The sequence below is a fragment of the Psychrobacter sp. CR212 genome (assembly GCF_059693765.1).
Map to the genome: position 1 here is coordinate 569957 of NZ_JCATIF010000001.1, position 15601 is coordinate 585557.

The window sequence follows — 15601 nt, forward strand, 5'->3', positions numbered from 1 at the left end:
CAACCCCTAAGAGTAATAGCCAAATAAAAAGGACGGCTCTTATATGATCTGTCCTTTTTTATGAGCGTAATGATAGTTTGGTCAGCAGAAAAATTAAGACATAGCTCGTATGGAGTCCATATCTGGCATTGGTGGTAGCTCATCTAAATGACTCAGCCCAAATGCATCCAAAAATTGTGCGGTGGTGTGAAGGAGCGCTGGGCGACCTAAGGTCTCCTTAAAGCCTTTTTCAATGATCCACCCCTTATCAAATAGCTGGCGTAGTATATTGCTTGATAACGTCACACCGCGCACTTGCTCGATGTCACTACGTGTCACAGGTTGCTTATACGCAATAACGCTCAAAGTTTCAAGTAAGGCTTGGCTCAGACGCTCTTGACGCTGCGGAAAAACCTGCTGAATCAAGCCGCTATAATCATCGGAAATTTGCAATCGATAGCCGCTGGCTGTCTCATGTAGGTTCAGCACACCGGTCTCTAACCGTCGCTCTAGCACCTCTAAGGCTTGCTTTAATTCCTTAGTAGATAATGATAAATGTTTTCTTAACGCGTGAGCTGTCAGCGGCGCCTCTGATGCATGCAGCAGCACCTCGATGTGCTTGCTCACATCTTCAAGAGAGGTATGATCTTCCTCAATAGAGGCAGTAGCAGCGGCACGTGTAGGCTTTGCTTCAATAGGCTGTTTTGAGTCGTCAATATCTACCATCTAAAATGTGCTCTTGTTTTAATATCATGGGATCAATAGCAGGTTTGGCGGCTAACCTGATGCTGGTTAGGCCAACCACTGTAGTGTTAGTTCTTGGGATTGATTGTTTATATCGGATGGATCGGTATCATATTTCATTAACGTGCTTGCATCATTATTGGGTTCTGTATAGACCACACCAACTAATTGCCGCTTAATCAGTTCAAGCACGGCGACAAAGCTCACGACCACGCCTATCTTACCCTGTGCTTTGTCTAGTAGCTCATAAAAGGAGCGCGCTCCTTCAGTGCTGAGCTGCCGGCTAATACTAGCGATACGATCAGAGAGCGGCACGATATCAGTTTTGATAGTATGCATCTGATAGTCTGGCTGTAGCTGCATTTTAAACAAGCTATCGATCAGCAGAGTAGGCGAGTAGCTAGGCAGCTCAGCATTCATAACGTCTTGACTGGGCATACTGACCATCGCTAAGAACACATCGCGCTCTAAACGTACCAAATCATCTAAGCGCTGACTGGCCACTTTGATTTGCGCGTACTCTTCTAGGCGCTCAATCAGCTCGGCTTTTGGATCGCGCTCATCGGTAGGCGTGTCAGGGGTAGGCAATAGTAATTCGGTTTTAATAGCAATCAGCGTCGACGCCATTAGCAGATAATCACCTGCCAATTCAAAATGCTCAGTATCTAACTCACTGATATAGGCAAGATACTGCTCAGTGATGGGTAAGATAGGCATTTGGGTCAAATCAACGTTGTTCTTTTTGACCAAATATAATAAAAAATCCAAAGGACCTGCAAATTGTTCTAACCAAATCGCAAACGCTTGTGGCGGAACATAAAGATCGTCTGGTAGATGCTGTACTGGCGTCTGATAGATGCGTAGAGCAGTCGTGTTGGATGTATCCATAATACTTAATGTTCCTGGCGCACTGCCATAAATAGTCCAGCACCAACATCTAACGTATGACAAATATAACGAGAATCGTTGGTGAATTCTGCCAAGAACTCGCTCACCTCATCGCGATGAGAGATGACATTATCGACAATAAGTACACTACCGACGTCCAATGCGTTATGCAGACCTCGGATATAATCGAGATAGAATTGCCGCTCTGCATCCAAAAATACCAAGTCAAAGACATCTTCATTGCTATTTAAAAAAATAAAGGCGTCTTGTACGATTAATCTGACAGAGTCAGATAGCCCCGTATTTTGCAGATGCTGGTGAGCAGCTTCACTGCGGCTTTTATCGATGTCTAACGATATAAAGTCATATTGAGCCTGATGACGTAGACCATAAGCCAGCCATAGGGTCGAAAAACCCGTTGAAGTACCAATCTCTAATACTGTATTTGACTTGGTTATCGTAGCAATATTGGCCAAAAATTCAGCAGAATCTGGTTCTACATGGCGGTGACGATTGAGTCTGTCTACTTGCTTAGAATCATACGTACTGTCAGTCTTATATAAAGACTGACAGTAAGATAAAAAATGGCTTGGATTAAATGTCGGCATTATAAACGATCAGAAGTCATTTATTTAAGCTTCGCTAGTGGGCGAATACCAATGGCACGGCGGGCTTTATCCAGCTGCTTACGGCTATGACGACGGGCTTTATCTGCGCCCATTTGTAGGATTTCTTCTAGCTCTTTTGGATTGGCCATCAATTCTTGATAGCGCGCGCGAAAAGGGGCGATCTCGTTATTGATTTGTTGGAACAACTGCTCTTTGGCGTCTCCCCAGCCAATACCTGATTCATACTGCGCACGCAAATTAGCAATTTCTTCAGGCGTAGCAAACGCTTTATAAATCTCAAAAATTGCTGACGCGTCAGGATCTTTTGGCTCTTCTGGCAATTGTGAGTTGGTCACAATACGCATGATGGCCTTACGCATCATTTTTTCAGGATCGGCTTGGCTATTAAACTCGCCAAACAACGGAATCACGTTGTTATAGCTTTTGCTCATTTTGCGACCATCGAGACCTGTGAGTAGCGGCGTGTTGTCGTCGACCAGGGCCTCAGGCTCAGTGAACAATGGCTTGTAACGATGATTAAATGTACCTGCTATATCACGCGCCATTTCAATGTGCTGAATTTGGTCACGGCCAACAGGTACATGCGTGGCATTAAACATCAAAATATCAGCGGCCATCAATACAGGGTAGCCAAACAACCCCATGTTAATCCCTTGGTCAGGATCAACGTCTTCTTTTTCCATATTGGCATCGACCGCTGCTTTGTAGGCATGAGCGCGGTTCATGAGGCCTTTGGCACATGAGGAGCTCAAAATCCATGACAATTCTAGAATTTCAGGCACATCTGACTGACGATAAAAAGTCACGCGCTCAGGATCGAGACCACAGGCGAGCCATGTCGCGGCAATGGCTTTGGTTGACTCGTGAATGATCGCAGGATCATGGCAACCAATAATGCTGTGATAATCCGCTAAGAAGAAAAAAGCGTCGCTATCGCTGTTTTGAATAGACTGGATGGCAGGACGAATTGCACCAACGTAGTTACCAAGGTGCGGAATGCCCGTCGGTTTGATTCCTGTCAAAATGCGTTTATGTGGGGCTGCTTGTCCAGAACTGTGATTGTCGCTCATGAAAAATCCGTTGTTTTGTTTGTCAAATTATTATAATGCGTGACTAAAAGTGCAAAATAGCAGTTGCAAAGTATAGCAAATTTTATCAGCCCTTTTGAAAATAAAGGCCTACTTATAGATATCCGTACGACCATTTGGCCCATGTTTAAAGCGCCGATGAAACCACATCCACTGAGTCGGATCAATACGTATGAGTCCCTCTAAAACTTCATTAACCCGAGTAGCATCCGCAACCTCATCTTGACTTGGGTAGTTCTCAAGCTCTGGGGTGATGGTCAAGTGATAATGAGGTCGCTTACCACGTGGTAGATTATCTGGTGTCTGCCGATAGGTGTGTAGCGCCATCACGGCGGGTGGATGCGTTTTGCTGCCTAATTTTGCCATACGGCGTGATGCGGTGATGGTCGCTGCTGGCACGCCAAAGAATGGCGCCATAACCCCTTGTTTTAGACCATAGTCCTGATCGGGGGAATACCAAATCACATGACCTGCTTTGATAGAGGTGACTAGGCTTCGCATGTCACGGCTGGAGATTTGCTTACCGAATATATTGGTACGACCATTATAGATAAACCAGTCCAGTAAAGGGTTGTTTTGCGTACGGTACATACAATCGACAGGGAAGAATTGAGAACACAGTAAGCCGCCCAAATCCAGCATCGTATAATGCGCACCCAATAGAATAACCGGACGCTGCTCGTTTTGCGCATTAACAAGATGCTGTAATCCCGAAATAGATACCGTTCTAGTAAATATATTTGGACGGAACCAAGCACATAGGGTTTCAAACACCCCAATACCTTGATTGACAAAAACTTGCTTGGCCATCAATTCACGCTCAGCTTCTGGCTTTTCTGGAAACGCCAGCTTTAGATTAATCAGAGTGTCACGCCTACGTGAGCCTGCAGCTTTATAAATCAATATGCCGAGCTTACGACCTAGCCAAAACTGCCAACGCAGTGGCAAATATATCATGGGTAACATCACCAAAAACAACAACCAGATACCCCAATACTTTGGCAATAAAAACTGCCATTGAAAGGGCTTGTTTTCTGCTTGCGCGGTACGCTTTTGATTTTGCGTAATCGTTGGGGTGCCAGCAGGTATAGCAGGCGACTTATTGGATTGCTGCCTACTGGATGATGGTATGCCGTTAGTGTTGGAGGGTTTGCTAGGATCGTATTGTTCTGGCGCTTTCATAATATCCTTCTGCCGCACCGTGTATCACATTGCAGCTAATGATGAAAAGTTATTGATATGATGGGGTAGGCTCAAATGCTTTGCAAGTGAGAATGTTTATAAGGTTCTTAATTTGCAGTGCTAATATAAAGTACGTATATCGATAGCTATTGCAATGAGAGATATAGTGAAACCATTATAAAAATGGTATAGCAAGATTAAACGCTATTTTTCGCAGCCTCTGGAGACGCAGTCACAGCAAGCAAGAAAAGTAGCGTTCGAGCGCGTTTCCTATGCTGTATCAATTTTATTGAGGTTCTACTATAGCCACACTACCTATAGGCCAATCAGCAGGCATAAAAAAACCTTATAAGCTGTGACCAGCTTATAAGGTTTTGCAAAACGCTTCTCTTATTTGAGTTTGCTACCATCGCTCCGAGAAAAAGACAACAGCAGCAAAAAGATAAGAAAGTGCTTTGATTAACGTTTTGAGAACTGTGGACGTTTACGTGCTTTACGTAGACCCAGTTTCTTACGTTCAACTTGACGTGAATCACGAGTAACAAAACCAGCTGCTTTTAGGGCAGGCTTCAAAGTTTCGTCAGCTTCGATCAATGCACGTGTGATGCCGTGGCGGATTGCGCCAGCTTGGCCACTGATACCACCGCCTGCAACAGTGACATATAAGTCATACTGGTTAGCAGAGTCTAGTAGTTCTAATGGCTGACGAACAACCATGCGTGAAGTTTCACGGCTGAAGTATTCGTCTAGTGGCTTACCGTTAACAACAATACTACCAGTACCTTTTGATAAAAAGACACGAGCAGTAGACGTCTTGCGGCGACCAGTTCCGTAATTGCGTTCCATAAGTATATCCTTAGATGTCTAGTTCTTTAGGTTGCTGTGCAGTATGTGGATGTTCAGTACCCGCATATAGTTTCAGCTTCTTGATCATCGCATAGCCAAGAGGGCCCTTTGGAAGCATACCCTTAACTGCTTTGTATAGAACATCTTCGGGCTTATGTGCAATCAGCTTTGTGAAGTTGGTTTCTTTAATACCACCTGGGTAGCCACTGTGACGATAGTACTTTTTGTCTTGCGCTTTCTTACCCGTTACTGCGATTTTTTCTGCGTTGATGACAACAATGAAGTCACCAGTATCTACGTGCGGAGTATAAGAAGGCTTGTGCTTGCCACGTAAGCGAGTTGCGATTTGAGTGGCTAAGCGACCAAGGGTTTTGCCGTCAGCATCTACGACATACCAGTCATGGGTCACTTCAGCTGGTTTTGCACTAAGTGTTTTCATGATAAAACCTTAAAATTAGAATTCGTTGAGAGTTTAGCTGGGAACGGGGCTCTCAAAAAACAGACTGCACATTATAAGCAGTAGCGCCTACGCTTGCAAGCTGCATTGGGGTTTATTTTCGCCTTTATACATTAAACTGCAGCGTTTGGCCAGTTTTTAAGCGGTTTTAAACATTTTTACAGGTATTGAAGGGTTTACTAAATATTGCTTAACAAATAACTGCTAATGATGCGCTTAGCAATTAGGGTGTAATTATGACGGTGACAGCCGATAAAGTCCAGCGACAACTTGTCCAACTTTGGTTTGCTTTACGCATTCAAAGCATATCATTTGCTGAGTTGTCTCTAGTTGGGCGTCGCGATTTTCATTAAGCTGCTCTTCTAGCTGCTCAAGCTGAGGTGTTAAATCTTTATCCGCTTCTAAATAAATTAGCGTTGATTGGTCAATCAATGCATTGGTAATCAGCGTACTCAAAATAGGCTGCCATAGATCCTGAGCATAAGGGGGATCGATGAAGACGATGTCAAACGGGTGCTCAATCGGCTGGTGTTGACTCAGTACTTCCTCAGCCGTGCCAGTGATAACCGTGTAAGCTGCGGTATCAAGGCGTAATTGCTCAGCACTTTGACGTAGCATGTTGCTTTGTGCCGTATTAACTTCAATAAAAGTGGTGTGAGCTGCGCCGCGGGACAACGCCTCAAACCCTAATACGCCACTGCCTGCACAGCTATCGAGTACGCGTGCACCGTGAATATCGGCCAATAACCAGTTAAATAATGTCTCTCGCAGGCGGTCGGGTGTTGGGCGCAGGCCATCTGCCTCGATGAAGCTGACAATACGGCGCTTGAACTGCCCACCAATGATACGTACATCACCGGCTGCGGCACTTTTTGCTTTAGGGTTCTTTTTCGCTGTGCGTCCGCGTGAGGGTTTTTTCATGCTCGTGTCTCTTTTATTATCTTTTTTTTGAGGCATCTCTACTTATTAGACATGACGGGTAATGGTTAGAGATGTCTATCAAAATGTCGCTATTCAGAGGTGGCTGCTGCTGCTTGTGCCTCTGCCGCTTCTTGTTCTGCTAACGCTTTTGCTTCTTTTTCACGCAAGGCATCCTTCAAGGCTTTCTCAAAGGCCTTTTGGCGCTTGATGACTTTGAGCTCATCAGCGGACGGCGGCAGTACCGGATCAGTTTTGCGTTGTAGCATCCAGTAGTCAAATAGGGCACGGCCGATAGGCGCGGCAGTCGTACTACCACCGCCACCGTTTTCGACCAAGACCGCCAGCGCGATTTGAGGGTCTTCGACAGGGGCAAAACCATTGAACCACGCATGATCCCAGTGACGTTTGTCAATCGCTGATTTATCATAGCGTTTGCCTTGAGCGATAGACTTTACCTGTGCTGTTCCTGTCTTGCCAGCGATACGATAGCGCGGGGTATAGATACCGCGTCCAGTACCGTTTTCTACCACGCTTTCCATTGCATCATGCATACGTAACCAGTCAGAAGGCTGACCGTTATAGTCGATTTTACCATCAGGTTTGTCGATGATTTTGACTTCTGCTGCACCGTCACTGCTCTTGAGCAAATGCGGGGTAATATGTTTACCTTTACTGGCGGTCATGGCAGTGGCATTAGCAATCTGTAGTGGCGTGGCTAAGAAATAGCCTTGTCCAATACTGACAGAGATGGTTTCACCCGGTAGCCAGTCTTTATCATACGTGTCTTTTTTCCATTTCGGTGATGGCATGATGCCTGATTTTTCGTTAGGAAGATCAATACCAGTCTTGTCCCCAAAACCAAAGCGCACCATCCAGTCGTGTAGACGCTGAATACCCATCTCATAGGCCAGTTTATAATAGTAAGTATCAACCGACATTTGGATAGATTTCTTTAAATCAACCGTACCATGACCCCCGCGCTTCCAGTCACGGAAACGATGGCTGTCTCCTGGTAAACTAAAATAGCCAGGATCATAAATGGTACTATTCCAATCTCGCAAGCCATAGTGAATACCGCCTAAACCCTCGAATGGTTTGATGGTCGAGCCAGGTGGGTATGTCCCTTGGAGGGCGCGATTGTACAAGGGCTGATCGAGATCTTCTCGCAGGGCATCATAGTCTTTGAACGAAATCCCTGAGATAAAAGGATTGGGATCATAGCTTGGGTTACTGACAAAGGCCAGCACATCGCCATTTTTGGGATCTATTGCGACGATTGCACCGCGGCGGCCATCTAGCTGCTGCTGGGCGACCTTTTGCAGCCCATAATCCAAGCTCAACGTGATATCGTTACCAGAGGTAGGCGGTTTCGTGTCCAATTGACGTAGGATATTGCCGTGAGCATCTGTTTCTACCGACTGATAGCCTGGTTGCCCAAGCAAAATATCTTCGTAATAGTCTTCAATACCAATCTTACCGATCAGATCAGTACCTGCATAGCGGTCCTTATCAATACGCTTAGACTCTTTATCGTTAATACGACCAACGTAACCGATCACATGAGCAAATAGCTCATCATAAGGATAATCACGCGTCAGCTTACTTTGGATAGAAACACCGCGAAAGAATGGCTTACGCTCACTGAACTGAGCCAGCTGTGCCTCTGTTAAGTCGATTTTGATGGTCACAGGGTCGTTTTTGTTTTTGTTCAAGCGCGCCAAAATATCTGTGATGTCTTCTGCTGTCAAATCAAAAATAGGCGCCAGCAAGCTGAGCGTGCGCTCAGGGTTGTCAACCTCATCAGGGCTTAGCATGGCGGTAAAAACTGGCTGGTTATCCGCCAAAATTATCCCGTTACGATCATAAATATAACCGCGGCTAGGCGGTGCTGATATCAGTTTAATGCGGTTATTGTCTGACTGGGTGGTGTACTTATCATGGGCATAGACTTGCAAATAACCATAACGCGTTATCAGGCCGCCCAAACCCAGCAATATTAAAATTCCAAAGATAATAATACGGTTGGTAAAGGTACTGTTGACCTGTTCGGTATTGGGAGTTAGTGGTTTATTCATAGAAAATCAGAGCCCAATCGGTCAGTGAGTCAATAATAAAGAGGTAAAAGGGCAGGTTGGTTAACCAAAACGCGGTGAGTCTAAAGGATAATACAAAGGATTTCAATCACATAGCGCTATATGATCTAAAATCAACGCGCATTGATTTGTACGTAGATGGTGTCTATCGTTTGACTACAAATTATAACAGAACAAATGAGTAGGCGCAGTACTCAGATGCTTATTTTGTTGTGGTCATATATTGCATAAGCGATGCGCTATCTCAGTATATTTATGGCTCAATATAGGATTTAAAAGATGTTATCTTTAGTCACAACTTGCCAAGGGTGTCCATGTGCTAAAAAATGGCAAGTATGCTAAAATCAGGCGATTTATTTTATAGTAGTGGTTAGAGACAGAGCGTCTTTTTGAGACGTTTCAATTTTGCTAGCGGCTTGTTATCAGTCGCGACCATATTAGCAACGACAATCAACCTGTCAGGAACTAGAAAAGTCATGGACATAAATTCATTGTGGCAGACGATCGCTGAGCACCCAGAGTTTTTTGCCATGCTAACTATTCCACCAGTGACGGCATTTGTTACGTGGGTGCATGTATGGATGGCGCTCAAGATGCTGTTTTATCCCATTAAGTTTTGGGGTATTCGTATTCCAAATTTTCCATTTTTTGGGTTACCAGGTATCGGCTGGCAAGGTATCGTCCCACGCAAGGCAGGCAAAATATCAGGGGTTATCGTTGATCAGACATTGTCAAAGCTCGGCTCATTAGATGAGTTTTTTAAAGCGATGGAACCTGAGCAAATGGCGCTATTTGTCACTGATACGGTTGACAAAAACCTTGAGCCATTGATTGATGAGATTATGCTGGATCATTCACCCGCACTATGGGGTAACCTGCCTTATGCCCTAAAGCGCCGTGTCTATGCCCAAGCCCATAAAGAACTGCCTAGCATCATGCAGTCGCTAGTGACAGATTTGACGTATCATGTCGAAGATTTGGTCGATATGCGCAAGATGATCGTCAATACGATGGAGAACGATCGTCGTTTGATGGTCAATATGTTCTTGAAGGTTGGGCAAAAAGAGATCAATTTTATCTGGCACATCAGTGCTTTGATTGGTTTGGTATTTGGTATTATCCAGATGTTTATATTTTTAGTGGTGCCGCAGCATTGGACGGTGCCATTTTTTGCTGCGATTTGGGGATTTTTGACCAATTGGATTGCCATTTGGATGGTATTTAACCCAGTAGAGCCGCATTTTATCCCGTATTTAAAGCTTTTTTCGGTGCAGAGCCGCTTCCCCTTTATCAAGCCAGTCATGCCTCATATCGCAAGGTATCGTCTGCAGGGCGGCTTTATGAAGCGCCAAGAGGAAGTGTCTGAAGTTTTTGCTGAGATTGTGGTAAAAGATTTGGTTACCCTTGAGAACATCATGAACGAGATGATGTATGGTGATCGCTCAGCGCAAACTCGTGAGCTGATGAAGTCGCATCTATATACGGTGCTTGAGTCACCAGTTATTAGTACGACATTGCGTGTGGGGCTGGGTCGCCGCGATTATGGACAGCTCAAAAACACTATTATTGATAAGTCGATTGTGGCGACTATGGTGCCACTGCGAGATCCTGAGCTCAATGAAAGTCGCGCCAGTAAGATTTTTGGTCTGTTTCGCGATAGAATAAGGGCGCTGACGCCCAGTGAGTTTCAGAATCTGCTGCGTCCTGCTTTTCGTGAGGATGAGATGACGCTGATTATCTTGGGTGGTCTGACTGGGTTTGTGGCAGGGTGGTTACATCTGGTATTGGTATTTTTCCCCTCGATGCCATAAGCAATAACACGATAATCAGTATTTTCAAATAGTCAAAAACAACAATATCTCATACAGTTTGAGTCAATAAAACAATGCAAGGCCAATGATAGGTCAGCATTTTGTATCAATCATTCAGATTGATACGTCACAATGATAGTAGCGGGTTTTAGGTGCTTCTACAGCTATCGAAACCTCAGTTTTTAACCGTAAACTATGACCGCATAAAGGGACTATTTAGCGTTTGCCAGTGGCTAGCGATGCCATCGGTGAACCCTTAATGGTATCCAAGGTAAACAAGGTTAGACCGTATGTTAATCACAGAATTGGGTTATTTTGCCTTGCTGGCCGCTTTTATACTGGCGATTTTGCAGGTAGTACTACCAACCATTGGTGTCATGCGCGACCACGTCGCTTGGCAACGTCTAGCACCAAGTCTTGCATGGGCGCAGTTTGCGGCCATGGTCATATCATTTACTGCACTGATGGCAGGCTTTTATTATAATGACTTTAGCCTCGTCTACGTTACGCAGCATTCCAATACGTTGCTGCCTTGGTATTACAAGCTATCTGCAACGTGGGGCGGTCATGAAGGGTCATTGCTGCTTTGGATGACCATTATGGCCACTTGGTGTGCGCTGGTGTCTTATTTTAGCCGCGGATTACCGCTATCCATGCGTGCGCGTGTTCTTGTGATATTGGCAGGCGTGCAGATGATGATGCTAGCGATGCTGATCTTTACCTCGTCACCATTTGATCGTACCTTGCCCAATTTGCCAGTTGATGGCGCGGATCTAAACCCTGTCTTGCAAGATTTTGGTTTGATTATTCATCCGCCGATGCTCTACATGGGCTACGTAGGCATGGTCGTGCCATTTGCTTTTTGTATGGCAGCGTTGTGGGAAGGGCGCTTGGATGCGGTGTGGACACGCTGGTCGCGTCCGTGGGCGCTAGCTGCTTGGGGTTTCTTGACGGTTGGTATCGCACTTGGCTCATGGTGGGCTTATTATGAGCTTGGCTGGGGCGGCTGGTGGTTTTGGGATCCAGTAGAGAACGCCTCACTGATGCCATGGCTGGCAGGTACGGCATTGCTACACTCACTTGCGGTCACTGAGAAGCGCGGTGTGTTCAAAGCATGGACGATCATGCTTGCCATTTTTGCCTTCGCACTTAGTTTGCTAGGTACATTCCTTGTACGTTCAGGGGTGATCACTTCAGTCCATTCATTTGCTGCTGACCCGACGCGTGGTCTCGTTATTCTAGCCATTCTAGGCGTCATTATCGGCGGTGGTCTGCTGATGTTTGCGGTACGTGGTTGGCGTTTGACGGTTGAGAGTCAATATCGACTGATCTCACGCGAGTCATTCTTGGTGATTAATAACGTTATTATTTTGATTTCGACTTTGGTGGTATTGCTTGGCACGCTATATCCTATTATTGCCGACTCTTTCAATTTAGGTCAGGTATCTGTTGGCCCTCCCTATTTCAACGCGCTATTTGTACCCTTAACGTGGCTTTTGCTCGTGGCGATGGGTATGGGCTCTAATATTCGCTGGAAACAAGACAGCCGCCCATTATTAGGTGCTGGCATGGTTATCGCTGTGAGCAGTCTGGTGTTGGCGGCGATTATTGCCTATTTTACGAGTCCATCAGCGATGCTAAATATTGGCGTCACGTTGGCAGTGAGTTTCTGGGTGCTATTATGGATGGTGATCGATTTTAAAGATAAAACCAAAAATGCACCGAGTCGATTAAACGGATTACGTCAGCTGCGTTTGAGCTATTGGGGTCAACAAATCGCCCATATTGGGGTCATCGTTGCAGTTATTGGGGTAGCCTTTACCAGTACGCTCAGTATTGAGCGTGATGTGGCGCTGGGACCAAATGATAGTGTCAATGTCCAAGGGTATGACTTTACCGTAAAAGGTTTTAGCGAAGTAAAAGGCAGTAACTTTGACGCCACACAAGCTGAGGTTACGGTCAGTAAAAACGGTCAAACGGTGACGACGCTACATCCTGAAAAACGTAACTATATTATCAGTATGATGCCGATGACTGAGGCGGCGATTGATGCCAGTCTTATGCGTGATGTGTATGTCGCTCTTGGTGAGCCGATCGCCGAAAACAGCAACGAATGGGCATTTCGTATCTATGTCAAACCGCTCATTCGCTGGATATGGCTAGGTGCGCTGATTATGGCATTTGGTGCATTGCTCAGTATGCTAGACAATCGTTACCGTATTAAGAAAACCAGAACACCTGCGCAAATCGCTGCCAAAAAATCAGGCTTTGCTACGGTGGCAGATTTGGAATCGCAAGCTATCAAGACAGGGGATCAGTAATATGACGACCTCAAACAATGCACCTGATAAACAGGCTCAGCAAAGCAATAAGAATACCAAACGCAAAAAGTCGCTTAAATTAGGTTTTTTGATTCCGCTGGTGATTTTTATTGGTCTGGTTGCCATGCTGTATATGCGCTTGGGCAAACCGACGGATATCGTGACCAATACGGCACTTGAGCGCCCAGTACCGGCTTTTGAGTTGCCGCTATTGTCAGATACCAGTCGTATCATGACCAATGATAACCTGCCTGATGAGCCGTTCTTGATGAATATCTGGGGATCATGGTGTCCTACTTGCATCATCGAGCATCCTTTCTTAATGAAATTGGAGGAGCGCGGTGTCAATTTGGTCGGTGTCAACTATAAAGATGATATTGGGGATGCCTTAGGATATTTGAATAAAGGCGGCGACCCGTTTTCGATGTCTATTCAGGATCTATCGGGGCAGTTTGCTTTAGATTTGGGACTGACAGGCGCGCCTGAGACTTTTGTCGTCGATGGTGAAGGGATTATTCGTCAGCATATTATCGGTGAGGTCAATGAGAGCAACTGGCAAAGCCGTATTGCGCCTTGCTTGATGGTGCTTAATGATGCCAATAATAATGGCGTCAGTTTAGAGCCAAGTCAGGTTGAGGAGGCGTGTCAATGATAGCATATCAAATAAAATCCGTTACGATAAAGTTAGCAAGCTTGCTTATCGCTTGTCTATTCAGTATGGCCAGTTTTGCTGCTATTGATGTCTATGATTTTGACTCTGTACAGCAAGAGGCACAGTATCGTGGTCTTATCGAAGAGCTGCGTTGTCCAAAATGCCAGAACCAAAACCTAGCAGGCTCTGATGCCCCAATTGCCCAAGACTTAAAGCAAAAAACCTACGATTTGGTCAAAGATGGTCGTAGCGATGGTGAGATTCGTGCCTATATGCAGGAACGTTATGGCGACTTTATCAGCTATAAGCCACCAGTGCGTCCTTCAACGTGGATCTTATGGTTTTTCCCACCATTATTGCTCATCATCTTGTTAGTAGGTTGGTTTTGGCAAAGTAAACGACGTCAGCTTGTTGCCAGTGGTGCAAGCGGCATGACAGCAGATAATACCGCTGAGGCGCTATCTGTTGCCGAAAAAGCGGAGCTTGAGCGCTTATTGTCACGTGCTGATAATAAAGACGTTCACGATATTACAAGCCTTGGGGGCAAAAAATGACCATATTTTCTACGGTTGGCTTATTTATTGCGCTGAGCTTACTGACCGCCTTATTGCTTGCTGTTATAGCTATCAAACCATGGTTGAGAGCACCGCGTACGCATAGTAAGCCTTTGGACAATCAGCTATTAGGTATCAACGTTGCTGTATTTCGTGAGCGCTTAGCAGAGCTGAAAACAGATAAAGACAGTGGCATCATTGATGAGCATCACTATCAAAACCAAAAACTTGAGCTTGAACGCCAGCTTTTGGATGCTCAGCGTGAAGTCGCACCTATGGTCACGCCTGGTATCAAAAGCCGATTGATCATTGTCTTTTGGGTACCTGTGCTGTCTGCCATGGCGTACTTGATGGTTGGAGATCGCACGCCTGTTTTTGAGCTTTGGGCAAGCGAAGACAAAGTAGGTCAAGTGGCGGATGACTTATTAACTGGCAAGATTGACCAGCCACCTGCTTGGGCGATTGAAGATGGCAATCAGCTGATTAGTGCCATGCAGACCAACGTCTATCGCCATGCGTACGATTACAATCGTTGGATGCGCCTATCAGAGTTGTTCTTATCATTAGAGGCGACCGATTCAGCACTAGAGGCCTTATCACGTGCTTATCGTTTGTCACCTTATAATGAAGAGATTGCGATTACTTACGCGCAGATTAATTTCTTTGCTAATAAGGGTCAGCTAGACGAAAATAGTCGCCGAGTGCTAGAAACTGTATTGGCCAAAAACCCACAGCATGAAGGCGCGCAAATGCTCATGGCCATGGGTGAGGCGCGAGCAAATAACTTTGATCAAGCACAAGGTTGGATCAAACGCTTGCGTGACAGTATCTCAGCTAAACCAGGCGACCATACGCAGGCGCTATCCAGTCTAGATGAGCTCAGTGCCAATGTGACCATGCAGCAGCAACAAGCGTCTGAGGGCATTGAGGTGACCGTCAAGATTAATTCAAGCCTACTGCCATTGATCAAAGCCGATGACGTGCTGTTTGTGGCGATTCGTGATGTGAATGGTGGCCCGCCATTTGCTGCCAAGCGTTTGCCAATTAGTGCGATTAAGCAGGGCGAGGCTACTATTAGCCTAAGCGATATTGATGCGATGATGCCAGAGCGTACCCTAAGATCAGCCCGTTCTGATAAGGTTGAGTTGGCTGTTATTGCGCGTATTAGTCACAGCGGCACAGCTATCGCAGAGTCAGGAGACTTATCAGGTAATCCTGTTGTGATTCGTGCCGACCAAAATCAGGCCAATGTAGAAATCAATCAACAAATCCCCTAGTATTATGGCTGGTTATTGTAAGTATTTTTCATATAAATGCTGTTGACTACAAAAGGCTTAACAGTGTTATATGGAAAGATAAGTCATGGCAACTTATGACCCTAATTAGAAAAAAACTTGAGGTTTGTCAGGTCACAAGGTAAGGTGTCTTGGCAATCA

Annotated in this window: 14 protein-coding genes; 5 read left to right on the forward strand and 9 right to left on the reverse strand. The window is 45.4% G+C overall.

Annotation, left to right across the window (positions count from 1 at the left end):
* Nucleotides 1-93: 93 nt before the first annotated feature.
* From scpB to mrdA, 9 genes are all read right to left on the reverse strand, one after another.
* Nucleotides 94-705 carry an SMC-Scp complex subunit ScpB gene (scpB, locus tag AC58CZ_RS02385; RefSeq protein ID WP_240366137.1) on the reverse strand — a complete coding sequence of 204 codons (612 nt, stop codon included), beginning with the start codon at nt 703-705 and terminating at the stop codon, nt 94-96.
* 66 nt (nt 706-771) lie between these two features.
* A complete protein-coding gene (locus tag AC58CZ_RS02390; protein WP_430284000.1) occupies nt 772-1611 on the reverse strand; it encodes a segregation and condensation protein A in 840 nt (279 codons plus the stop codon).
* 5 nt (nt 1612-1616) lie between these two features.
* Nucleotides 1617-2219 (reverse strand): O-methyltransferase, encoded by a 603-nt coding sequence (locus AC58CZ_RS02395; RefSeq protein ID WP_430284001.1) that lies wholly within the window; start codon nt 2217-2219, stop codon nt 1617-1619.
* A 20-nt stretch (nt 2220-2239) separates the two neighbouring features.
* Nucleotides 2240-3310, reverse strand: coding sequence for a tryptophan--tRNA ligase (locus AC58CZ_RS02400; protein ID WP_093068706.1), 1071 nt, complete (start codon nt 3308-3310; stop codon nt 2240-2242).
* Between the two features lie 108 nt (nt 3311-3418).
* A complete protein-coding gene (locus tag AC58CZ_RS02405; protein WP_071001984.1) occupies nt 3419-4510 on the reverse strand; it encodes an LpxL/LpxP family acyltransferase in 1092 nt (363 codons plus the stop codon).
* Nucleotides 4511-4969: 459 nt separating this feature from the next.
* The gene (gene rpsI / locus AC58CZ_RS02410) at nt 4970-5356 is read right to left on the reverse strand and encodes a 30S ribosomal protein S9 (protein WP_058025929.1); all 387 of its coding nucleotides are present in this window, start codon (nt 5354-5356) and stop codon (nt 4970-4972) included.
* Nucleotides 5357-5366: 10 nt separating this feature from the next.
* Nucleotides 5367-5795, reverse strand: coding sequence for a 50S ribosomal protein L13 (gene rplM, locus AC58CZ_RS02415; protein WP_071001983.1), 429 nt, complete (start codon nt 5793-5795; stop codon nt 5367-5369).
* A 252-nt stretch (nt 5796-6047) separates the two neighbouring features.
* Nucleotides 6048-6734 (reverse strand): 16S rRNA (guanine(966)-N(2))-methyltransferase RsmD, encoded by a 687-nt coding sequence (gene rsmD, locus AC58CZ_RS02420; protein ID WP_071001982.1) that lies wholly within the window; start codon nt 6732-6734, stop codon nt 6048-6050.
* Nucleotides 6735-6823: 89 nt separating this feature from the next.
* A complete protein-coding gene (gene mrdA, locus AC58CZ_RS02425) occupies nt 6824-8809 on the reverse strand; it encodes a penicillin-binding protein 2 (protein WP_071001981.1) in 1986 nt (661 codons plus the stop codon).
* Between the two features lie 494 nt (nt 8810-9303).
* Here mrdA and AC58CZ_RS02430 point away from each other — a divergent pair, with 494 nt between their 5' ends.
* The 5 genes from AC58CZ_RS02430 (at nt 9304) to ccmI (ending at nt 15442) form a co-directional block, all read left to right on the forward strand.
* A complete protein-coding gene (locus AC58CZ_RS02430; protein ID WP_252962546.1) occupies nt 9304-10638 on the forward strand; it encodes a DUF445 domain-containing protein in 1335 nt (444 codons plus the stop codon).
* 290 nt (nt 10639-10928) lie between these two features.
* Entirely contained in the window at nt 10929-12959 is a 2031-nt protein-coding gene (locus AC58CZ_RS02435; protein WP_494223442.1) for a heme lyase CcmF/NrfE family subunit, read from the forward strand.
* A 1-nt stretch (nt 12960) separates the two neighbouring features.
* Complete coding sequence (locus AC58CZ_RS02440) at nt 12961-13611, forward strand: DsbE family thiol:disulfide interchange protein (protein ID WP_083328848.1); 651 nt, start codon at nt 12961-12963, stop codon at nt 13609-13611.
* Between the two features lie 65 nt (nt 13612-13676).
* Nucleotides 13677-14165: a cytochrome c-type biogenesis protein gene (locus tag AC58CZ_RS02445; protein WP_379542903.1), complete on the forward strand. Its 489-nt coding sequence runs from the start codon at nt 13677-13679 to the stop codon at nt 14163-14165.
* Nucleotides 14162-15442, forward strand: coding sequence for a c-type cytochrome biogenesis protein CcmI (ccmI, locus tag AC58CZ_RS02450; protein ID WP_289115471.1), 1281 nt, complete (start codon nt 14162-14164; stop codon nt 15440-15442). Before AC58CZ_RS02445 ends, ccmI begins: the two co-directional genes overlap by 4 nt.
* Nucleotides 15443-15601: the final 159 nt, after the last annotated feature.

What these genes read in the sequence shown, in the direction of transcription:
- scpB (WP_240366137.1), bottom strand. Translation starts at nt 705, where the DNA reads ATGGTAGATATTGACGACTCAAAACAGCCTATTGAAGCAAAGCCTACA.
- AC58CZ_RS02390 (WP_430284000.1), bottom strand. Translation starts at nt 1,611, where the DNA reads ATGGATACATCCAACACGACTGCTCTACGCATCTATCAGACGCCAGTA.
- AC58CZ_RS02395 (WP_430284001.1), bottom strand. Translation starts at nt 2,219, where the DNA reads ATGCCGACATTTAATCCAAGCCATTTTTTATCTTACTGTCAGTCTTTA.
- AC58CZ_RS02400 (WP_093068706.1), bottom strand. Translation starts at nt 3,310, where the DNA reads ATGAGCGACAATCACAGTTCTGGACAAGCAGCCCCACATAAACGCATT.
- AC58CZ_RS02405 (WP_071001984.1), bottom strand. Translation starts at nt 4,510, where the DNA reads ATGAAAGCGCCAGAACAATACGATCCTAGCAAACCCTCCAACACTAAC.
- rpsI (WP_058025929.1), bottom strand. Translation starts at nt 5,356, where the DNA reads ATGGAACGCAATTACGGAACTGGTCGCCGCAAGACGTCTACTGCTCGT.
- rplM (WP_071001983.1), bottom strand. Translation starts at nt 5,795, where the DNA reads ATGAAAACACTTAGTGCAAAACCAGCTGAAGTGACCCATGACTGGTAT.
- rsmD (WP_071001982.1), bottom strand. Translation starts at nt 6,734, where the DNA reads ATGAAAAAACCCTCACGCGGACGCACAGCGAAAAAGAACCCTAAAGCA.
- mrdA (WP_071001981.1), bottom strand. Translation starts at nt 8,809, where the DNA reads ATGAATAAACCACTAACTCCCAATACCGAACAGGTCAACAGTACCTTT.
- AC58CZ_RS02430 (WP_252962546.1), top strand. Translation starts at nt 9,304, where the DNA reads ATGGACATAAATTCATTGTGGCAGACGATCGCTGAGCACCCAGAGTTT.
- AC58CZ_RS02435 (WP_494223442.1), top strand. Translation starts at nt 10,929, where the DNA reads ATGTTAATCACAGAATTGGGTTATTTTGCCTTGCTGGCCGCTTTTATA.
- AC58CZ_RS02440 (WP_083328848.1), top strand. Translation starts at nt 12,961, where the DNA reads ATGACGACCTCAAACAATGCACCTGATAAACAGGCTCAGCAAAGCAAT.
- AC58CZ_RS02445 (WP_379542903.1), top strand. Translation starts at nt 13,677, where the DNA reads ATGGCCAGTTTTGCTGCTATTGATGTCTATGATTTTGACTCTGTACAG.
- ccmI (WP_289115471.1), top strand. Translation starts at nt 14,162, where the DNA reads ATGACCATATTTTCTACGGTTGGCTTATTTATTGCGCTGAGCTTACTG.